Source organism: Algoriphagus sp. (assembly GCF_029254265.1).
Classification (GTDB): domain Bacteria; phylum Bacteroidota; class Bacteroidia; order Cytophagales; family Cyclobacteriaceae; genus Algoriphagus.
This window is the reverse complement of record NZ_JAQWXX010000099.1, coordinates 17,978-39,193: the sequence shown is the minus strand read 5'-3', so window position 1 is coordinate 39,193 and position 21,216 is coordinate 17,978. Positions and strand designations below refer to the sequence as shown.

21 protein-coding genes are annotated in these 21,216 nt (G+C 38.2%); 11 read left to right on the top strand and 10 right to left on the bottom strand.

What is annotated here, in order from left to right:
* Positions 1 to 169: 169 nt before the first annotated feature.
* Complete coding sequence (locus P8O16_RS15165; RefSeq protein WP_300316286.1) at positions 170 to 1,066, bottom strand: DUF3078 domain-containing protein; 897 nt, start codon at positions 1,064 to 1,066, stop codon at positions 170 to 172.
* A gap of 44 nt (positions 1,067 to 1,110) precedes the next feature.
* Between P8O16_RS15165 and P8O16_RS15160 the strand changes: the two genes are divergently transcribed.
* Positions 1,111 to 1,386, top strand: coding sequence for a DUF202 domain-containing protein (locus tag P8O16_RS15160; RefSeq protein WP_300316285.1), 276 nt, complete (start codon positions 1,111 to 1,113; stop codon positions 1,384 to 1,386).
* 54 nt (positions 1,387 to 1,440) lie between these two features.
* Here the strand turns inward: P8O16_RS15160 and ppk1 are convergent, their stop codons facing one another.
* Positions 1,441 to 3,564 carry a polyphosphate kinase 1 gene (ppk1, locus tag P8O16_RS15155; protein WP_300316284.1) on the bottom strand — a complete coding sequence of 708 codons (2,124 nt, stop codon included), beginning with the start codon at positions 3,562 to 3,564 and terminating at the stop codon, positions 1,441 to 1,443.
* 104 nt (positions 3,565 to 3,668) lie between these two features.
* The gene (gyrB, locus tag P8O16_RS15150) at positions 3,669 to 5,627 is read right to left on the bottom strand and encodes a DNA topoisomerase (ATP-hydrolyzing) subunit B (protein WP_300316283.1); all 1,959 of its coding nucleotides are present in this window, start codon (positions 5,625 to 5,627) and stop codon (positions 3,669 to 3,671) included.
* Between the two features lie 334 nt (positions 5,628 to 5,961).
* Between gyrB and P8O16_RS15145 the strand changes: the two genes are divergently transcribed.
* Genes P8O16_RS15145 through P8O16_RS15135 form a run of 3 tightly spaced genes read left to right on the top strand, consistent with a single transcriptional unit; the run spans position 5,962 to position 8,777 of the window.
* Complete coding sequence (locus tag P8O16_RS15145; protein ID WP_300316282.1) at positions 5,962 to 6,705, top strand: bacteriorhodopsin; 744 nt, start codon at positions 5,962 to 5,964, stop codon at positions 6,703 to 6,705.
* A gap of 55 nt (positions 6,706 to 6,760) precedes the next feature.
* A complete protein-coding gene (locus P8O16_RS15140; protein ID WP_300316281.1) occupies positions 6,761 to 7,903 on the top strand; it encodes a lycopene cyclase family protein in 1,143 nt (380 codons plus the stop codon).
* A complete protein-coding gene (locus P8O16_RS15135; protein ID WP_300316280.1) occupies positions 7,890 to 8,777 on the top strand; it encodes a Brp/Blh family beta-carotene 15,15'-dioxygenase in 888 nt (295 codons plus the stop codon). The genes P8O16_RS15140 and P8O16_RS15135 overlap by 14 nt, the downstream gene beginning before the upstream one ends.
* Here the strand turns inward: P8O16_RS15135 and P8O16_RS15130 are convergent.
* The 3 genes from P8O16_RS15130 to P8O16_RS15120 are packed head-to-tail and all read right to left on the bottom strand — an operon-like array spanning position 8,758 to position 10,899.
* Positions 8,758 to 9,141 (bottom strand): CoA-binding protein, encoded by a 384-nt coding sequence (locus tag P8O16_RS15130; RefSeq protein WP_300316279.1) that lies wholly within the window; start codon positions 9,139 to 9,141, stop codon positions 8,758 to 8,760. The two genes, P8O16_RS15135 and P8O16_RS15130, sit on opposite strands and share 20 nt — an antisense overlap.
* A complete protein-coding gene (locus P8O16_RS15125) occupies positions 9,122 to 10,084 on the bottom strand; it encodes a GNAT family N-acetyltransferase (RefSeq protein WP_300316278.1) in 963 nt (320 codons plus the stop codon). Before P8O16_RS15125 ends, P8O16_RS15130 begins: the two co-directional genes overlap by 20 nt.
* Positions 10,081 to 10,899 (bottom strand): 1-acyl-sn-glycerol-3-phosphate acyltransferase, encoded by an 819-nt coding sequence (locus tag P8O16_RS15120; RefSeq protein WP_300316277.1) that lies wholly within the window; start codon positions 10,897 to 10,899, stop codon positions 10,081 to 10,083. The genes P8O16_RS15125 and P8O16_RS15120 overlap by 4 nt, the downstream gene beginning before the upstream one ends.
* 171 nt (positions 10,900 to 11,070) lie before the next feature.
* On the opposite strand from P8O16_RS15120, the gene P8O16_RS15115 reads away from it, so the two are divergent.
* The 7 genes from P8O16_RS15115 to P8O16_RS15085 all read left to right on the top strand — a co-directional run bounded on the left by P8O16_RS15115 (position 11,071) and on the right by P8O16_RS15085 (position 17,696).
* Positions 11,071 to 11,895: an SDR family NAD(P)-dependent oxidoreductase gene (locus P8O16_RS15115; protein ID WP_300316276.1), complete on the top strand. Its 825-nt coding sequence runs from the start codon at positions 11,071 to 11,073 to the stop codon at positions 11,893 to 11,895.
* A gap of 38 nt (positions 11,896 to 11,933) precedes the next feature.
* Positions 11,934 to 12,830, top strand: coding sequence for a class I SAM-dependent methyltransferase (locus tag P8O16_RS15110; RefSeq protein WP_300316275.1), 897 nt, complete (start codon positions 11,934 to 11,936; stop codon positions 12,828 to 12,830).
* Between the two features lie 13 nt (positions 12,831 to 12,843).
* The gene (locus P8O16_RS15105) at positions 12,844 to 14,019 is read left to right on the top strand and encodes an aspartate aminotransferase family protein (protein WP_300316274.1); all 1,176 of its coding nucleotides are present in this window, start codon (positions 12,844 to 12,846) and stop codon (positions 14,017 to 14,019) included.
* Positions 14,020 to 14,178: 159 nt separating this feature from the next.
* Entirely contained in the window at positions 14,179 to 16,587 is a 2,409-nt protein-coding gene (locus P8O16_RS15100; protein ID WP_300316273.1) for a penicillin acylase family protein, read from the top strand.
* Positions 16,588 to 16,686: 99 nt separating this feature from the next.
* Complete coding sequence (gene msrB / locus P8O16_RS15095; RefSeq protein ID WP_300316272.1) at positions 16,687 to 17,100, top strand: peptide-methionine (R)-S-oxide reductase MsrB; 414 nt, start codon at positions 16,687 to 16,689, stop codon at positions 17,098 to 17,100.
* 48 nt (positions 17,101 to 17,148) lie between these two features.
* Positions 17,149 to 17,376, top strand: coding sequence for a hypothetical protein (locus tag P8O16_RS15090; protein ID WP_300316271.1), 228 nt, complete (start codon positions 17,149 to 17,151; stop codon positions 17,374 to 17,376).
* Positions 17,373 to 17,696: a type II toxin-antitoxin system PemK/MazF family toxin gene (locus P8O16_RS15085; protein WP_300316270.1), complete on the top strand. Its 324-nt coding sequence runs from the start codon at positions 17,373 to 17,375 to the stop codon at positions 17,694 to 17,696. Before P8O16_RS15090 ends, P8O16_RS15085 begins: the two co-directional genes overlap by 4 nt.
* A 41-nt stretch (positions 17,697 to 17,737) precedes the next feature.
* Here P8O16_RS15085 and P8O16_RS15080 read toward each other — a convergent pair whose 3' ends face one another.
* The 4 genes from P8O16_RS15080 to P8O16_RS15065 form a co-directional block, all read right to left on the bottom strand.
* Positions 17,738 to 18,898 (bottom strand): DUF4221 family protein, encoded by a 1,161-nt coding sequence (locus P8O16_RS15080; protein WP_300316269.1) that lies wholly within the window; start codon positions 18,896 to 18,898, stop codon positions 17,738 to 17,740.
* Positions 18,899 to 19,005: 107 nt separating this feature from the next.
* On the bottom strand, positions 19,006 to 19,566 hold the full coding sequence (locus P8O16_RS15075; protein ID WP_300316268.1) for a 1-acyl-sn-glycerol-3-phosphate acyltransferase: 561 nt from the start codon (positions 19,564 to 19,566) through the stop codon (positions 19,006 to 19,008).
* A complete protein-coding gene (locus P8O16_RS15070; protein WP_300316267.1) occupies positions 19,563 to 20,366 on the bottom strand; it encodes a patatin-like phospholipase family protein in 804 nt (267 codons plus the stop codon). Before P8O16_RS15070 ends, P8O16_RS15075 begins: the two co-directional genes overlap by 4 nt.
* Positions 20,356 to 21,195 carry an MBL fold metallo-hydrolase gene (locus P8O16_RS15065; RefSeq protein ID WP_300316266.1) on the bottom strand — a complete coding sequence of 280 codons (840 nt, stop codon included), beginning with the start codon at positions 21,193 to 21,195 and terminating at the stop codon, positions 20,356 to 20,358. Before P8O16_RS15065 ends, P8O16_RS15070 begins: the two co-directional genes overlap by 11 nt.
* Between the last annotated feature and the right edge of the window lie 21 nt (positions 21,196 to 21,216).

Below are 21,216 nucleotides of genomic sequence, written 5' to 3'. Positions count from 1 at the left end.
AGGAAAATAAAAAAAATTGGACTTTTTGGAGAGGGTAAAATAAAAAAGCAGGAGAAAATCTCCTGCCCTTTATTTGAAAACTAAACCAACTATTATTTAACTACCACAATGAATTCAAAAATAATACATTTATATTCAAATCAAAACACCAAATAAAAATTTGTTTGATTTATTCCTTCTCAGGGAAATTACCTCGTTTAAATGCAATTCCCAATGCTAAACCTTGGCTAAATTGGATTTTACTGTCCTGATCAAAATCATATATTGTCAGGGAAGTCAAACTCACATTAATTAGGTTCGAAACTTTGGCAGTAAGCCCAATATCAAGTCTGTGATCAATTGTTTTGAATGCTAGAGTTTCATAATTCGCATACATTTGATATCTCATCTTCAATGATAGATTCTCTGACAACTTTTTATTCCAATCTGCCAAGAGGCTAAATGCCAACCATTCTGTACGAACCGTCTCTCCTATTTCCACACCATAATTATCAGGTACATTCAAAAACAATTCAGTATCTGAAACAAAAGTCCATCGAGGGGAAAAAGGAGAAATACGCAGACTGAACTCATCATTTGGCTTGTATTCCAGACCAAGTGCGGTAGTCAGGTAGGCAGGGTTTGCAAATTTGGAAATTAAAGTACGTTCAGTATCTGTGAAATTATAACCTGGAGCAAACTGGGAAAGGAAATTCATCCCAAAGAAATAATTCCACTTATCGTTGATTTTGTATCCGACCTTGGTATCAATAAAAAGTACGTCATTGGATTTTCTTCCATCCTCGCCTTTATTTTTAACCACACCATAGATAAAATCAAATTGATTATCCCATGACCATTTGTCCTTTGCATAGTTAGCCCGACCATTAAGATAAACGCTGAAGGCCACTGAGTTTACACCTCCACCTTTCCAGTTATCACTAAATGATGCTTGGTTAATATTTAATCCTCCTGCAATTTCCTTAAGCCAATAGCTAGTATCCACTTTAGTTAAGGCATCTTGATCCTGAGCAATCACTTGGCCCACTAAAAAAAGTAGAAGGAAAAACGTGTAAAATCTTTTCATAATAAGTAGTTTAAATTCAATTATAAATAGAACAAGGCACAAATATGGAAAATGACTTTGAAAATGAATTAATTATTCGTGATTATTTGGCAAGACAGCGTACTACTTTGGCAAATGAACGAACTCTGCTATCTTTCATTCGCACCTCGCTTTACTTCCTAGTGAGTGGAACTGCCCTATTCGAAGTTGAAAAACTTGCACATGTTAGTGATCTCGGATACGTAGCTTTTGTATTGAGTTTTTGCTCTTTAATTATTGGTATAATCAATTATTTTAAAGTAAAAAAAAGACTCAAAATTGGAAATTATAAACCAATGTGATCCGGAGATGAACTTTCTGGAAAAAAAAAGCTCCAAATTTGGAGCTTTTTTGTTTTAGTTTACTAATCGAACCTTGGAAACTTCCTCAGGATCCAATTCGAAAAACTCTTTATGAATATTAAACTCAGGTTCACCCTCAGCAGGTTTCTTAGGAAGATAAGAACCATCTTCCTGCATCACATAAGAATTTACATTGTCTCGAAGGTTATATGAAATAATATTCATCAACTGCTTCTCCAGCAGAGGAGCTTCTATTTTAAATAATGACTCAAGTCGTTTATCAAAGCTCCTAACCATCATATCAGCACTACCCGCATAAGTTCTGGTTGCACCATTATTATGAAAATGATAAATTCTGGAATGCTCCAAAAAGTCCCCCACAATGGAAATCACTTCTATATTTTCACTTAGTCCAGGTCGCTGAGGACGAAGGCAACAAATTCCTCGAATAATCAATTTTATAGTAACACCAGATTGAGAGGCTCTATACAACGCATAAATTGTTTCAGAGTCTTCCAGTGAATTTACTTTAATGAAAATACCGCTTGGGAGACCATTTCTCGCATTTTCAGCTTCCTTCTCGATATATTCAATCAATTGGTTTCGCATATCGCGCGGAGCAGTAATCAAGTTTTGATACTGACTTGGCATAGAATGTCCGGTAATTACATTGAAAAATTCCGAGACATCATTTGCTATGACCTCATTGGTAGTCATCAATCCAATGTCTGTATAGAGTCTCGCTGTATCCTCGTTGTAATTACCCGATCCCAAATGAACAAATCGTGTGATTTCAGACCCATCTCGCTTTACAATCAGCAAAAGCTTAGTGTGAGTCTTAAGGTTTGAAATCCCGTAAATCACAAAACAACCTGCTTTTTGAAGTTTCTTCGCCTCACGAATATTATTTTCCTCATCAAATCGAGCCTTGACTTCAAAGAGAACTGAAACGTGTTTGCCATTCTCCGCCGCTCTTAAAAGTGATTTGGTAATTCTGCTATCTTTTGCAAGCCGATAGATGGTCATTTTGATCGCCATCACATCCGGATCATCAGCAGCAGAATCAATAAGGTCTAAGATCGGGTCAATATTATTATAGGGTTGATGAAGCAGAATGTCTTTTTCTTTTAGTGCTTCAAAAATCTCAACTGTACCCTCATCTTGATAAGATAGAGGTTTAACCGATGGATGAACTTGAGGCAATCTCTCCTTAAATCGTTTATTACCAACCACTTGCCAAAGCCCAGTGAAGTCAAGCATACTGGATCTTTTTACCAGAAAAACAGAGTCCATCTTAAGATTCCATCGCTCTAAGAGGGAATTAAGCATCCATTTGCTGTAGCCTTCTTCTATCTCGATTCGAACTACGCGGCCTGTTTTACGCTCCATCAATTTCCGCTTCACTTCTTCTAGGAAGTTTGCGTCCATATCCTCACTTTCTTCAAGCGTAAAATCTCCATTTCTGGTGATCCTGAAAAGGCTAATACCAGCAATCTCGACATTTCTGAAAAGGGAGATGATATTTTCCCGGATAACTTCTTCTATGGGAATTAGGAAAAGGGAATTCTCCCGCTCAATTTCAAAAAAGCGAGGAATATTTGCCGGGATCTGGACAAAACTAAGCTTTCGCATATCCTTTCGATCTCCAGGGCTGGTAGTCACCACTCCAAATACCAGAAGTTTATTCATCAGTATAGGGAAAGTTCTATAGCCATCATAAACCATCGGCGTCAGCATGGGATATATGACTTTCTGAAAATATTGATGTACTTTTTCTCTTTCAGTCTCGCTCAACTTAGAAATATTTCCAAGAGTGATGTGTTCACTTTGCATTTCGGGCAGGATTACCTGTGTGAAATGTTCGTGTTGATCCTGATGGAAAGTTTGACACTCACTCATCAGCTTAGCCTTGAAAGGCTCCTCCCGTAATCCTGAGTAATCAATTCTTTCTTTCTCGTAGTCCAGATAGTTGTACAATGAACCAACTCGGATCATGAAAAACTCATCTAGATTGGAAGCTGTTATCGCAAGGAATTTTAACTTTTCAAAAATCGATCTATGAGATTTCTTAGACTGATCAAGCACTCTGTCGTTGAAAGTCAACCAACTCAAGTCCCTACTGACTAGGTCACTTTTTTGAATAATAGAATCGTATTTATCGGCAACTGCTAATTTCATAGCTCAAAATTTTAAAACAGGAACAAGATATGAGTTGATCGGTTTCGAATTGTTTTATGAATATTATAAATTAAAAAAAGGGCTAAAAAAGCCCCATTTTTTTATTAGGTATCGATTTTAGCGTACTTCGCATTTTTTTCAATGAATTCACGCCTAGGCGCGACTTCATCTCCCATCAATACGCTAAACAAATGATCTGCTTCTGCAGCTGAATCAATGGTAACCTGCTTGATCGTACGTACATTTGGATCCATGGTCGTCGTCCAAAGCTGTTCGGGGTTCATTTCTCCAAGTCCTTTGTATCGTTGAATTCCTACGCTGTCTTCTCTTCCATCTTTTGCCATCTCTGCTGTAAGGATTTTTCTTTCCTCCTCAGTCCAACAATAACGCTCGTCTTTTCCTCGCTTCAAAAGGTATAACGGAGGCAAAGCAATATATACATAGCCATTTTCAATCAAGGCCTTCATGTATCTAAAGAAAAGAGTCAAAATCAAAGTTCGGATGTGAGATCCATCAATGTCAGCATCTGTCATGATGATGATTTTATGATACCGCAAACCAGACATATCTAGCTCTTTATCATCATTGGCAGTTCCAAATTTCACACCTAAAGCGGTAAGAATATTTTTGATTTCCTCATTGTCATAGATTTTATGCTCATGAGCTTTTTCCACATTTAGGATTTTTCCTTTTAGCGGTAAAATAGCTTGAAAATCCCGGTCTCTTCCCTGCTTGGCAGAACCTCCTGCCGAGTCCCCTTCCACTAGATAGAGCTCGCAAACTGTAGGATCACTATTTGCACAATCGGCAAGTTTACCTGGTAATCCACCACCTCCAAGTACATTTTTACGCTGTACCATCTCTCGGGCTTTTTTGGCGGCATGCCTTGCTTGTGCAGCAAGAATCACTTTTCCAACTATAGTTTTTGCTTCACGAGGATGCTCTTCTAACCATGCTTGTAAGGTTTCAGATACTGCAGAATCAACCGCACCAACCACATCGGAGTTACCTAATTTACCTTTAGTCTGACCTTCAAATTGTGGCTCTTGTACTTTTACGGAAATAACCGCGGTCAGACCTTCTCTAAAATCGTCTCCAGATACTTCAATTTTAAGCTTATCGAGCATTCCCGATTTATCTGCATAAGATTTCAATGTTCGGGTCAAGGCTCTTCTGAAACCAGTAACGTGCGTACCTCCTTCATAGGTATTGATCGTATTCACATAAGAAACCACATTCTCCGAATAGGAATTATTGTAGCTCATGGCAACTTGCACAGGCACATTACCCTCGTTTGATTCTATATAAATCGGCGCTTCGATGATTTTCTCTCTACTGACATCAAGATATTCCACAAATTCAACCAGACCTCCTTCTGAGTAAAACTCATCTGATTTGAAGGAACCGTCATCTTCTTTCTCTCGGTGATCAGTTAAAGTAATACGGATTCCCGCATTCAAAAATGACATTTCCCGAAGACGATTTGCGATGGTTTCGTATTTGTATTCAGTTACAGCAAAAATTGATGCATCAGGCTTAAATTGAATAGTTGTCCCTCTCTTGTCAGTCGTTCCAATCTGCCTTGCCGGATACTGTGGCACTCCGATTTTAAATTCCTGCTCGGTGATAACACCGTTTCTGTATACCGTAGCCTTTAAATCAGTAGAAAGCGCATTCACACAGGAAACTCCTACACCATGCAAACCTCCGGAAACTTTGTAAGTATCCTTATCAAATTTACCGCCGGCATGGAGTACAGTTAGCACCACTTCGAGCGCAGACTTTTTCTCCTTTTCGTGCATATCAGTTGGGATTCCCCTACCATTATCCTCTACAGTAATGGAATTATCTTCGTTGACAGTTACATGAATCGTATCACAATGACCTGCAAGCGCCTCATCAATGGAATTATCCACTACTTCCCAAATCAGGTGATGAAGTCCCTTGATTCCAATATCACCGATATACATAGCGGGTCTCTTTCGAACCGCTTCCAGACCTTCTAGTACCTGAATATTACTGGCACCGTATTCTGCTGGATTCTTAGCTTTTTCTTCACTCATATTTTTTTGGAGAAAACCCTCAAATTAGGGCTAAAAAGGTGATTTTTATATTTTTCAATAGATTGCAAGATAGGTAAAAAAAGTGACTCAACCGACACAAATTATATCCTTTTGTATGGAATCTTTCTGTACTCGAATCAAATCCTTATAACAAAATAAAATTCTAATTTTTGATTTTTTTCAAACTTTTTATCACTGATAAATCACCATACATAACAGATAAATTACATTTTATTACATATTGTTAAATTTTATAAAAAAATATTAAACAAATATTATTCTGAAATACTTATTATTGTCAAAATAACCAAATTACTAAATCCATTAAAAAATTATGAATTACACCTTAGTCGCAGATCTAATAGGTTTAGATCGAATCATCAACTCAGATCCAGTAGCCATCACATTCTTTATTGGCTATATGGCAATGCTTGCTTCCTCAGTTTTCTTTCTTGTAGAAAGAGGTTCTGTTGACGGTAAATGGAAGCTATCGCTTCTAGTATCAGGACTCATCACGGGTATTGCAGCTGTGCATTACTACTACATGAGAGATTTCTATTTACAAACAGGTACAAGCCCAACAGCTTTCAGATATGTGGACTGGACTTTGACAGTTCCATTGATGTGTGTTGAGTTTTATTTACTGACCAAACCATTCGGTGCAAAAGGTGGAACCCTTTTCAAATTGATCGTTGCTTCTTTGGTAATGTTGATCACTGGTTACATTGGAGAAACTTCAGGTATCGATAGTAATATCATGTGGGGTGTAATCTCTACATTAGGCTACTTGTATATCGTATATGAAGTGTTTGCAGGTGATATAGCAAAACTTTCAAAAGACTCCAATAGCCCTGCACTTGGTCGTGCAATGTTCTTATTGAAGATATTTATTACACTTGGCTGGTCTATATATCCAATCGGATACATGGTACTTCCAGGAAATTTATTGTCAGGAGCTTTTGAAGTAAGTTCCATCGACTTGTTCTACAACATTGCCGATGCGATCAACAAAATTGGATTTGGACTAGTAATATATTCCGTAGCAATCGCTGAATCTAACAAAACAGCAAAAGCCTAATTTAAAAAATGAGCCATTTTTCCCTTCAAAGGGAGAGATGGCTCTTTTCTTTTCTATGGAAAAATACGACTACATATTTGCAGGTGCAGGTTGTGCCTCCTTGAGCTTGGCCTACCATCTCATGCGTAGCTCGTTGAAGTATAAAAAAATATTACTTATAGATCCATTTATTTATCAAATACCAGATAAAACCTGGTGCTATTGGGCAAAAGCCCCTTTGGAAATCCACCCAAAAAATGCCATTCATTCCTGGGATAATCTGAATTTAAAATTCGGCAACAAGTCCCATGTCAGTCCCCTTGGTGACTTGAGATATTATCACCTCAACTCAAAAGATTTTTACCAATCACTTTATCAAGAGTTCAAACTTCACGAAAATATAGTTTTTAAAGAATCTAGTGTAACATCAGCACAAGAAGTGGATTCAAAAGTAATTGTAACCACGAATGATGGTGAAAAATATCAAGGTCAAATGTTATTTGATTCCAGATTTGATCCTAATCAGATCATACCTAGTCCACATCTGAAACAAATTTTTTCAGGATGGAAAATCGAAACATTTAATCCAATTTTCGATCCTTCCTCATTTACATTGATGGAAATAAAGGAAAACTCAAACTCTAAATTTGATTTCTTTTACATCCTCCCTTACTCCAAAAACAGTGCTCTTGTTGAGTTTACCGCATATTCCAAAACAAATATTGAAAAGTTGGCTTTGGAAAAAGAGTTAAAATCATACCTCACTAGTTTCCTCAAAACCGAAGATTATCAAATTACCTTTCAAGAGACAGGAGTCATTCCCATGACGAACAAATCGGTGAAACAGAAAAAATCCAATCGAATTATCCCTATCGGTACAGCCGCCGGATGGACTAAGGCCTCAACCGGCTATACTTTCCAAAAGATTCAAGGGAATTCAAAGAAAATAGTATCCAACCTGGAAAATGGCTTATCAGCTACAAATGGAATCAGTAGAAGTCGAAGATTTGAATTTTATGATAATATTCTTTTAAATATTGCCAGCAGATGGCCAGAAAAATTAGCTGGAGTATTTGAAGATCTGTTTAAAAATAATCCGACTGAAAAAGTATTAAGGTTCTTAAGTGAAGAAACGACCCTGGCGGACGAAATCAGACTTCTCAGCAGATTAAAATTCGGTATTTTCATCAAAAGTCTTCTTAGATATGAATCGCATTGAGATTGCTTTCAAAGCGGCAGGCTTAGTTATTTGCCTGTTATTCGTATTCTTCTCATCTCAAAATCAACTGATTGAGTACTCCATTTTCTTTGTCGCCCTTACTTTTCTGGGCATTCCTCATGGAGCTATTGATCATCTTACCTCAGATCCTGAAATTTCAAAGAAAGGTTTTTTGACCTTTCTGATAAGTTATATTTCCTTGATTGCAGGCTATCTTATTGGCTGGATTTTTTTTCCGGTTTTCTCATTGATCGCCTTCCTATTGATGTCAGGATATCACTTTGGCCAGACACATTTCATCAACAGGCCTTCCCAAAAATCTATGAAAGTTCTTCTCTATATTTCTAGAGGTATTTTCTTTCTTCTGCTAATTTTAAGTGGGGATTTTGAACTTACCCAACTGATTTTAGAGCCTATTTTAAATGTTTCAAGCTTGAGCCAATATCTAATCCCAATTTTGGGTGGTTCTTTGATCTTAACGGTTCTGGTACAATGGATTTCCAAAGTGAGATTCACTCTATCGGATCTTTTCGAGCTATTGGTGCTTGCTCCTATCCTCTACTTAAGTCCTCTAATGATTGGTTTTATTGTTTACTTCAGCTTTTGGCATGCAATGCCGAGCATGATATCGGAATACAAGTTTTTAAAGAGATACCCGAATTACAATACAGTCAAAAAATTTGCCGCTCAATTAATTCCCTTTTCTGTAATCAGCTTGATTGGAATAGCAATAATTCTGATCCTAGGCATGAATTATTTAAATACCAGTGAATTGATTTTAGTCTTTTTTATCTTGATTTCTCTGATTTCATTTCCTCATATCCTGTATATGGATAGATTTTGGAATAAGGCAACTAGAACTGGCCGGTTCTGAGCATTACCAAATTACAGGCATTGATTGCCTCAATCCCCATCTTTTGAGCTTTTCTCATAAACTCAAAATTTTCAGCTCCCGGATTAAAAATAATTCGCTTAGGCTTGAGGCTAAGGAAATAATCAACCCATTCTTCTTGGTTCTGCTCACCGAGATAAAGAGTGATGGTATGAATATTCAATAATTCTGGCTTGGATCGAATATCTAGAATTTCCTTACCGAATACTTTCCCTTTCTTAATACCGATAGGAATAAAATCAATACCCTGCTCTATGAACTTACCTGCAGCGAAGTACGCAAAGCGGCTTGGGTTAGGAGTTGCCCCTACGAGTAAGGTTAGTTTTTTAGATTTCTCTTCCCGCATACACTTTATCTCGCTCAAAAGTATCCATATGTCTATGTTTCTTCGTCTCGTAGATATCTGCCAGGGTAATTAAAATTCCTGTCTCCTCCACTTCCCCAAACTCATCATTGAGTGCAGTACCAAAGGTCATCATGGTTGGTGAAAGATTCATATAAGTATTAATCAGTGGCGGAATATTTTCACCAAAAGAACGAATCTGACTATTTAGAAACTTATAACCTTCTTTATATGCAAGCCCTTCAAAAGGATTACCCTGATTAGGAAGGTCTGTTTTATAACTGAGCTTGATTGACTCCTTTGGTTTCACCAATTGGTCTCGATCCGGGAAGTAATGATTCAGGAACATCAATAAGAGATCTCTAGCCTGTGGATTATAATGCGGATACATGGTCACTTTTCCGAAGAGATATTTCACCTCAGGGTTCAAAAGCACTACGGCCCCAAGTCCATCCCAAAGATTATCCAGACTAAAAATACCTTTTCGATTATCTATAGCTGGCTGATATTTTGGCTGCACAAAAGATCTCCCAAGTTCAATGGTATAAGGGAGGTAATCAGATACAAATCGCTCTGAAAAATCAAATAGATGCGTAGTGGAAAGATTGATATCGCCATTATCCAAAACCGCATTTTTACAATTAATCAAACGATATCCCGCAACAATTTCCTCATCCTCCGGACTCCAGGTGATTAATTGTTCATAACAATTTTCGCAGGTATCATTTTCATCCAGATCCAAAGACATCCCTGTTCCGCCACCTGCTGCTCTGAAAGTCAACTCCCTAAGCCTGCCGATCTCCCGGACTACATTGGGTGAGTTATGAAAATTAACCAGATACACTAGATTATTTCCATTATTGGTATACCTCAAAAATCGCTCTTGTGTAAGTTCTCCTTTGATGATATTCTTATCTACTGCCGGAATTACCGCTACTTCTTTCATGCTTTGCTGCCTAGTTCGTAAACTTTTTCCCTGAGGTAATCAGCCCATTGGTTATCAGTTTTTGATTGATCAAAAGTAAGATAAGAAATAGGTTTGTCGATTCGGATCACCACTTTTTTCCCTCGTTGCTTGTACATCTCATCCACCAAATAGAACATTTCAATATTAGCCTTGATTCCTATTTTTTTTCTCCAAAAACCCAAATTGTAGAAAAATTTGGAATTATTTCCTTCTATAAAACAAGGAATCACATCTTTTTTAAATTTCTTGGACTTAGCAATAAAGCTTTTCTTCCACTGCAGATCTTTTATTCCCTCCTCACCTTTTCTGGAAACTAAACCTGCCGGGAAAATCAATACTGCACAATCACTGGAATATACTTTTTCAATTCGTTCGTAGACCTCTTGGGAATTTTTCCCATGTTTATTGATAGGGACAAAAAGCGGCTCAAAATTCTTAAGAGTCATCAAGAGATCATTTACCAAAAAACGAATGTCACTGCGGATTCTTCCCATGGCATACATCATCGCAATGCCGTCCATACCTCCAAAAGGATGATTTGCTGCAATTATGACTCCACCCGATTTAGGCAAGTACTCTTCCCCTATCAACTCTACCTCCAAATCAAACTCACCCATCAGAGCATTGACAAATTCTAATCCTTGCAAATGTTGGATTCGATTGAAAACATCATTCATCCAAGCTTCATGCGTGACTCGCTTAATGTATGAAAGAACAAAACCAGGAATCCACTTCAATAGTTTAGGATTCTTTGAATTGATCGCTTGCTCAATATCGATTACTTTTTTGCTCATATCATGCTAGTACCTGGACCGGATATAAAACCGAAATCATTCAAATTTTTCCTTAAAATAAGTCCAAAATTACAAAAAATCAGTCTTTGTCTAAGATTCAAGTTTTGAAAAGAATTAGACTCCTGAAAACCAATTCGATTGGATTTTGTAGTATTAAAAAGAATATCCAACATGATCGTAATATTAACTGGCAGTACTTCAGGAATTGGATGGGAAACCTTGAAAGGTCTCTATCCTCAAGCTGATCAATTCATCTTACCTGTAAGGAATATAGCAAAAGCCAATTCGCTTTTCCTTCAACTTCCTGACACCAAAAAAATCCATCTATTCGAAATGGATCTTGAAGATTTAGCTTCAATTCAAAAAGCCAGCGATAAAATTAAAATAGCTTTTACCAAAATCGATCTCATGATTAATAATGCAGGGGGAATGTTTCCCACTGGAAAAAAGACCAAAGATGGGCTAGATCAAACTTTTCAAGTCAACCATCTTGGACATGTTTTGCTAATTAAAAACTTGCTGCAAAATCTTATCGAAGCAAATGGAAAAATCATTCAGGTAAGCTCCATGGCTCATCATATTGGCTCATTTAATTTGAAAGATCTGGGGCTTGAAAAGGTTAAAAATGCCTGGCTAGCTTATGGCTCTGCAAAGCTCTATAATATATTGACAAGCAATTATTTGGATAATGAATTTAAAGAAAAAGGATTGAGTGCCTATTCCCTTCATCCAGGAGCAGTGAAAACAAATTTCGGCTCTACTTCCGGAGCATTTGACAAGGTAATGATTGAGGTAAGCAAACTGTTTTTCATATCCCCAAAAGCAGGAGCTCAGACGACCCTATTTCTTTCACTCACCCCAAAGGAGCAATTAATCTACGGTGGCTACTACGATAAGAAAAAACCAAAAAGCAAATCAAAAAACGCTTCAAACAAAGCTTACGCTACTAAGCTTTGGGAATATAGTTTGGAGCTGCTTGAGCAAATGGGTTACTGATATTTCCCTACTTTTGCATAGCCATTACATCAGCAATTATGCAAGAAACAATCCTATCCCTCTGTCCAGGCCCTTGGAATGACTATGAATTGATAGACACCGGAGGATTTGAAAAATTAGAACGATTTGGAAATTTCATTCTCAGTCGACCTGAACCTCAAGCGATTTGGGATAAAAGTCTTCCAGAGAGTGAATGGAAGCGAATGGCGCATGCACATTTTGCCAAAGAAAAAAGCAATCCCGAAAAAGGTCAATGGGAACAATTTCAGAAAATGCCCCATAATTGGACTTTGTCTTATGAAAATCCAGATGGTCTAAAACTGAAGCTCAATCTAGCACAGACTTCATTCAAACATATTGGTCTCTTTCCGGAACAGGCTGTAAACTGGGACTACCTCTACAAAAAGATAAAAGAGAGTCCTGTGAAAAACCCAAAAGTTCTCAATCTTTTTGCATACACAGGAGCAGCATCTGTAGCTGCTAAAGCGGCCGGAGCAGATGTCACTCACCTTGACTCTGTAAAGCAAGTGGTGACTTGGTCCCGACATAATATGGAATCCTCCGGACTGGACGGAATCCGTTGGATGGTGGATGATGCCATGAAATTCATCAAAAGAGAGGCGAGAAGGGGGAATAAATACCATGGAATCATTCTGGATCCGCCAGCATATGGACGTGGTCCGGAAGGTGAAAAGTGGGTTCTTGAGGAGCAGATCAACGAAATGCTCAAAGTTTGTGCAGAGATCTTGGAGCCAAAAGATCATTTCCTTCTCCTCAACATGTATTCTTTAAGCTTTTCTTCCCTAATCGCAGCTAATCTTATCAATACAAATTTTAAAGACGTCCAAAACGCGGAGCACGGAGAATTGTATCTTCAGGATAACCATTCCAAAAAGCTCCCTTTAGGAATTTTCTTTAGATTTTCGAGCTATTGAATCTAATTCAAGAATGAATAACAGACAGCTTTTCTTATCTCATTTAGCGCAGACAACAGATTTTCCACTGATGATCGAAGTGGAAAAGGCAGAAGGTATTTATCTTTTTGGCCCGAATGGGGAAAAGTATATCGATTTGATTTCCGGTATTGGAGTCAGCAATGTAGGTCATCGACATCCTGCGGTGCTTGCTGCAATTCAAAACCAATTAGACAAATACCTGCATCTGATGGTTTATGGGGAGTATGTCCAAACCCCTCAAACTTTGCTTGCCAAAGCTTTAACCGATACACTTCCTAAGCATCTAGACAATGTCTATCTAGTCAATAGTGGCTCTGAAGCGATCGAAGGAGCATTGAAACTGGCCAAACGATATACAGGAAGACCCAATCTGATTTCCTGCGTTGATGCTTATCATGGAAGTTCCGCAGGCTCACTCAGTGTAGGAGGAAACGAAATTTTCAAAAGGGCTTATCGTCCTTTACTCCCTGGAATTACCCATATCCATTATGGCAGTTTTTCTGATTTACAAAAAATCGATTCAAATACTGCTGCCGTTGTGATCGAAACCATACAAGGTGAAGCTGGGATTCGAGTCGCTTGTACGGAATATTTCAAAGCCTTGCGAAAGCGATGTGATGAAACCGGAACCCTTTTAATCCTCGATGAGATTCAGGCCGGCTTTGGCAGAACAGGCAAGTTCTGGGCATTCGAACATTTTGATATTATTCCCGATATCTTGGTTTGTGCCAAAGGAATGGGAGGCGGAATGCCAATCGGGGCGTTCATTGCCAATAAAGAAGTGATGGCTGTTTTCAAAAACAATCCTCTTCTCGGTCATATTACCACATTTGGCGGTCATCCGGTAAGTGCTTCAGCATCTTTGGCTACCATACAGATTCTTTTGGAAGAAAATTTAATAGCTCAAGTAGAAGCCAAAGCCACACTTTTTAAAAGCCTTTTAGTCCATCCTAAAATCAAGGCAATCCGAAATAAGGGATTGATGATGGCGGTAGAATTCGAATCCTTCGAAGTGCTCAAACCAATTATTGACCGAGCGATTGAATCAGGAGTAATTACAGACTGGTTTTTATTTTGCGACGATTCCATGCGGATCGCGCCTCCATTGATCATCACAGATGCAGAAATACGGGAAGCCTGTAGGATAATTTTAGAAGCTATAGATTAACAGCCCTGGATTTTTTCTAATTTCCCTTTCAAAACTAACTTTCATATTCATTTCTCAAATCCAGTTTCATTCAAATGAATTAGAGCATGACGAAAGCGACAAATACTGGGATGTCCTGATAGCTATCGGGATGGCCATTAAAAATCAAATTATAAACAGATGAAAAAAATAGGAATAATCATTGGCTCACTAATCCTACTAGTTTTGGTAGGTCTCTTGGCATTCATTTATCTCCATTCTCCTCAGTACAAAGGAGAATTAAATCTTGAAGGGCTCAATTCAGAAGTTGAGGTTCTTTTTGACGAATTTGGGGTCCCTCATATTTATGCGGAAAATGAAGAAGATGCCTATCAAGCTTTGGGCTATGTCCATGCGCAGGATAGATTATTCCAGTTAGAAATGATGCGAAGAGTCGGAACAGGATCTTTAGCTGAATTGCTTGGTCCGGATTTGGTGGAAATTGATAAATTTTTCCGAACACTTGGGGTTCCCAATCATGCTATAGAAAGCACTTCTTCTTGGAATAATCAACCTAATTCCCCCTGGAAATCTGCCACTGAAGCCTATATAAAAGGCGTTAACCAGTTTATACAAGAAGGAAAGCTCCCTGTAGAATATACCCTACTTGGAGCCACACCAAGAGAATTTACCGTCAATGATGTTCACGGCATCATGGGTTACATGTCTTTCACTTTTGCAATGGGGGTAAAAACTGACCCATTGATCAGCAAAATGGCACGGGAATTAGCTCCGGAATATTTGGAAGTGCTATCCCTACAAACTTTACCGACCCATCATTTCATTCCAAATCATTATCCTGACTCATTAGCAAATGAGGTTTCTGCAGAAAATTCGCTCATTTCAATGCTTGGAAAATTACCTGTTCCTGCACTGGAGGGATCTAATTCCTGGGTAATTGCCGGATCCAAAACCAAAAGTGGTAAAGTGCTTTTTCTGAATGATACGCATATTGGATTTTCCTCGCCTTCGGTTTGGTACGAAGCTCATATAGAATATCCCGGCTATAGCTATTATGGTAATCATTTAGCAGGAATGCCTTTTGGCTTGGTGGGTCATTCAAAGAATCACAGCATAGGTTTGACTATGTTTGAAAATGATGATCAGGATTTCTTTGAAATTAAAACAAATCCCACTAACCCGAATTCTTATCTCATCGGAGACGTCTCCTACCCTTTTCAATCTCGTATTGAAACGATAAAAGTGAAAGGTGAGGCTGACCAAACCTTGGAAATCAGATCCACCATTCACGGTCCAATTTTAAACGAAGTGGTACCTGAAATTGCAGCCTTAACGTCTAATCCTGTTGCCTCTTGGTGGGTTTATATGCAAGAACCCACAAAAGCGTTAGAAGCTACTTATAAATTAAATCATGCGAAATCGATGCAAGATGTCGCAGGTGCGGCTTCATTAATACATGCTCCCGGACTAAATATTATGTATGGTGACAGTTCTGGAAATATAGCTTGGTGGGCTGCAGCAAAGCTTCCGATTCGTTCTGAAAAAGTTCATTCGAAGATCTTTGCAGATGGATCTGATAACGAGACTTTACCAAAAGGCTGGTATCCTTTCACTGACAATCCTCAAAGCGTAAACCCTATCACTGGCTATGTCATTTCCGCTAATAATCAGCCGGATACCATGAGAAATGGCATCTTGTTTCCAGGATATTATTATCCTGGAGACCGATATCAGCGGATTGCAAATACTTTAGAAACCAGGAATGATTGGGATACTGAGTCTATCAAGTCACTCCAATTGGAAACCGTCAATACTACTCACCCAAAAAATGTAAAACAGCTGATCCAAGCTGTAAATATGGATGAATTTGAAGATTTCAGAGAAGTACTGGAGAGACTTGGAAATTGGGATGGCGATCATAATTTGAAGGATATCGAACCAACTCTTTATTACAAATGGCTCTATCACACCCTTCGATTGAGTATGGAAGATGAACTCGGTGAATCTGCTTTTTCCACTTATTTGGAGACCTTTCTGATGATCCGAAGTACGGAAAACTTCTTGGCTTCCGAACAAAATCCTTGGTGGGACAATACCGACACACCTGAAATAGAGTCTAAGTCAGTGATTGTTTCTTTGGCGTTTGCTCAAAGCTTGGAAGAATTGAATTCTCAATTAGGATCAAACTGGAAGGATTGGAATTGGGAGAAAGCTATCATTTCTGAGCATCCACATCCGCTGGGTTCTCAGAAGCCCCTTGACAAAATCTTCAATGTCAAAACAGAACCTTTGAAAGCCAATGCGGAAGGAATAAATAAATTAGCCTTTAAACTCAACGGTGATGGCATTTACAGAGTCACTTCCGGTCCGGCCATGCGAATCATTTTGGATTTTGAAGATGTCGAGAAATCTGTTTCCGTTCTTCCAACTGGTCAAAGTGGAAATCGCTTTAGCAAACACTACCGCGACCAATCAAGAATGTATGTAAAAGGAAGGTACCGGTCGCAACTGATGAACCGAAATGTTATACTGAATAATAGCGGAGAACCCCTAATATTAAAACCAATTGAAACATCAAAAGCGAAATGAGGGTTATTTAATAAATAGTACACAAATGAAATCGAGCAGGACCCTAAGCGACACACAGAAGTATGCCCCGATAGCTATTTCAAATCAAATTATAAACAGATGAAAAAAGAAAAGAAGGTCTATCCGATTCAGGTAAATGAGGAAGACCTCAAATCAAAACTTGATCCTCAATCTTATCATGTGTTGCGTGAAAAAGGGACAGAGAGACCTTTTTCAGGTGAGTACTATCTAAACAAGGATACTGGAATCTACGAATGCAAAGTATGTGGAAATGAAATCTTCCATTCGGATAAAAAATATGATTCAGGTTGTGGCTGGCCCAGTTTCACAGAACCGGTTCGGCCAGACGCAATTGATGTCCATATGGACTATTCACATTTTATGGTTCGGGAGGAAATCCTTTGTGGCAAATGCGGATCTCATTTAGGTCACAGATTCCCTGATGGCCCCAAAGACCAAGGAGGAATTCGGTATTGCATCAATTCTGTAAGTTTAGATTTTAAAAAGAACTAAAAAATTATTGACATTTTAGCTATTTTAGCTAAGTAAAACCTATTCATTATGTCAAAACAAGAATTAATTGACAAAACGGTCGATATTTTAGAGCAACTTCCAGAGGAAAAAATAAAGGAAATAAATGAGTTTGCTGATTTTATCCTAAAAAGACTTGATGAAAAAACACTTCAAAAAGGTATAAACCATCTTTTCAAGGAGGGTAAACCTTATCATTTTTTAGAGAAGGAGGAGGATATTTATCGAATAGAAGATCTAAAAGAAAGGTACAAATGAAAAAGGGAGACATTGTTCTTGTCCCCTTCCCATTTACAGATTTATCAGGATTAAAAAATAGGCCAGCCTTAGTTTTATTAGCCTCTGAATTTGACGTTACCGTCGCCTTTATTTCCACTCAAATAAAGGGATCCTCACCATTTGATTTATTAGTTCATCCAACGCCAGAGAATGGGTTAAAAAAAGTCTCTATAGTTCGAGTTTCAAAAATTGCCACCTTGGATAAAGAAATTATTCTGGGCAGATTAGGTAGTATATCTGAGGATGATCTAATATTAATAGATTTGAAATTGATTCAGGCTTTTGCCATTAAAACATAATTTCTTTTTCTACTAGTCACTATAAAAAGTGCTTCAAATTCCTAAATATCTTGAATTTTAACAATTACAAAAGCCAGTTCATCATTGATGTTTTCAAACATCCAGATGCCCCCATCTCTAGTAAAGTAAGTTAATGGAAGCTTATCCAGCTCAGATATCTCAGCTTCAGCAATTAGATTCAAGTCCTTATCAAATACACTTAAAAAAATATCCGATCCAGTGGATGTATAATCTCCATAGCCGTTTAGTTCTTCTCCAAAATGCATTCTTTCTGAAAACCTGAAAAAACGTTCATTTTTCTCATCCCAAAAAAAAGATCTGTAATTAACATCTTCCTCATTTCTTTTAATAATTTCCTTCAATTGACCAGAGGTTCTTTCAACTTCTTTTGGAGGTACATAACTTTTCTTATCGGCCAGTAAATGGGTATTCCAGCTTTTCGTATAAAGGCTGTCTCTTTCCAAATCAAAAATAAGCACTTCATTGAAGGCAGTATTACTAATAAGAATTTGCCCATTAACACTTATAGCTTTGGCACTCGGCCCATAGCTTCCTGCTGGAGTTCCTTCATACAATAGATTAACATTAAAATCCTTTAGCTTTTCTAATTCTGGCAACTCTATCTTTTCAAAAGTTTGATCTTTCAAATCAAAATCAAGTATCAGGCGAGATCCACTCTCCCAGTGATAAATAAATGCAATAATCCTATCCAAATTATTTTCAACTTGAAAAATCGCTCCTGCATAGTATTCATCAACTCCGAGGAATTCAGAAGCAATTTTATCCAGCGCCAAATCCTTGACTAAATGTCCATTTTGATCAAAAATCTTATATAAAAAATAATCCCAGAAAAGTATATTCCCCTCCGACAAAAGAGAGAAGTTTGAAACATAGTTAACCACGTTAAGAACACCATTAGGGCCTTCTTTTTCGAATTGAACTTTTTCTGAAAGTCTAAGTCCATCTAAATCAATCTTCTCCGCAGTAAAATCTTGTCTATTAAAATTGATCAGATAGCTTTTATCGTTAGATAGACCAGAATAATAAAGTTGATCCTGTAAATAAAGGAACTCGTCAACTGTATCAACTAGTACAGTATCTAAGGATACCTTTATTTGATCCGAAACCGCCTGCTTTTTCTCTTCTTTTGAAGCACAGGCACTAACAGCTAAAAATAACGCAGTAGCAATTAACAATCTCATAAAATGATATTTTAGAATTGAGTCAAAAACCTTTTGAACTAAAAGTTAATTGAAATGTATCTAAAAAAACCATTTTTAGATGTTACAAAAAGTTAATTCATGAAATTCTAAATGATCCCTTTCTCGGGATGTCTTCCTGTAACAGTTCGGCCAAAAGCTTTTAGCTCTTCAATCTGCGCATCCATATTTCCATCTGGATATAAATGCGGTCCGATCCCGGCTTTCTTCTTTTTATAATCCAAAAAACCAACCACGATCGGAACACCTGCGCCTTCCGCAATATGGTAAAATCCGGATTTCCATTTTTTTACAGCACTTCGGGTTCCTTCCGGTGTCACCATGACCACTAGATCTTCTCGCTCTTTTAGCATTCCAATCATAGCCTCCGTATAGGTTTGTTTCCTTCCTCCAGGAACTCGCTTTCGGTCGATTGCAATCGCACCGAGACCAGAGAGTATCCAACCCATTGGCCCTACCATTGCTTCCTTTTTAATGGTGAATCTCACTGGAATATCCATTAGAAAAAACGCCGCTCGTGCATAGAGTAAGTCCCAGTTGGAGGTATGCGGAATTGCGATTAAAACAGCATTCTTCACACCTTTTGGCCATTCTCCAACCAATTCCCAACCTGTGATCCAAAATAGAAATTTTGATAAAGCCTTCATCATACCTTTTCTGCTTTTTCCTTCTTAGTACCTAAATCCAATAATTCCGGATTTTCCTCAATCATTTTCATAGTTTCGTCGTACCCTGCTTGAAAGAGTTCCGGTGCCTTTTTGATATCAAACACACCGTATTTTCCCAATCCTGGCGCCTCAATAAAGTAATCGCACTTATCCTTGCGGCTATAGACATTGTAATTCATCGCCATAATCACTGATCGCTCGATCAGATTTTTCATGTTCTTGATATTGCTTTGTTCAGGAAGTTGGTTGCAATTAACGCCTATTACATAATCACAAAACCCTTCTAGTGGCTCAACAGGCAAATTATTCAAGACACCACCATCAACGAAATACCTATTACCTATTACTATTGGGTCAAACATTCCGGGAATGCAGGAAGATGCCATTACAGGTTTGATGAGATCTCCTTCTGAAAAATATTTCACTTTACCCCTTTTAATATCTGTTGCAGCTACTGTGAGTGGAGTTTTCAGCTTCGCAAAATCATTATGGTTCAGGTAAATTTTAAAGAGACTTTCCATGGCGTCCATTTTCAAAATTCCTGTCAGGGAAATTGCAGGTCGCATAAACTTGAAGTAATTCGTCTCCACGATAATTTTCAAAATCTCCTCTGGAGAATATCCTTGGCAAAACATTGCGCCTACAATAGCACCTGCGGAAGTTCCGGAGATCTTTGTTGGAGTTATCCCAACCTCTACAAGAGCTTTCAGAACTCCCAGGTGAGAAATTCCACGAACTCCTCCACCTGATAATGCGATTCCTATTTTCAACTTAGATTTCATCTAGTCTGAACGTTTGATCTAATCTTACTCCTCTATCTGTCATCTTTACCGTGCAGCACTCATTTACCCCGTCGTGCTCCAAGAATAATATGTATTCTTCCCTTGCAGCTTCTTCTAGGAATTTTGCTTTCTCATCCATAGTCAACAATGGCCTAGTATCATAGCCCATCACATAAGCCAATGGAATATGACCAACTGATGGAAGTAAATCAGCCATGAATACAAGGGTTTTACCTTTGTATTGAATCTTTGGAAGCATCTGCTTATCGGTGTGACCATCTACTGTGATGTAATCGAATCCAGGAAGGAAAGTCTTTGAATCCAAGTCAAGAAACTCCAATTGACCGATTTCCTGCATTGGGAGTATGTTTTCGCTCAGAAAAGAGGCCTTCTCGCGTGGATTAGGAATAGTTGCCCATTGCCAGTGATCCTGATTACTCCAGTAAGTGGCTCTTGGGAATGTAAGTTCAAATTGCCCATGAGAACCATACTTTACTCCTCCTCCACAGTGGTCAAAATGCAAGTGGGTAAGGAAGTTATCAGTAATCATTGTAGGACTTACTCCAATCTTTCGAAGGCTTTTATCCAAGGAATCATCTCCGTGTAGGTAATAATGGGAGAAGAATTTCGCATCCTGCTTGTCTCCAATCCCATTGTCAATCAATACGACCCGATCTCCATCCACGACTAGCAGAGACCGCATCGCCCAGGTACAAAGGTTATTTTCATCTGCTGGATTTGTTCTGGACCAAAGTGATTTTGGGACTACCCCAAACATGGCACCTCCATCCAATTTGAAAAATCCGGTATTGACTACATGTAATTCCATAGGCTAAAAGAAAAATCCCGG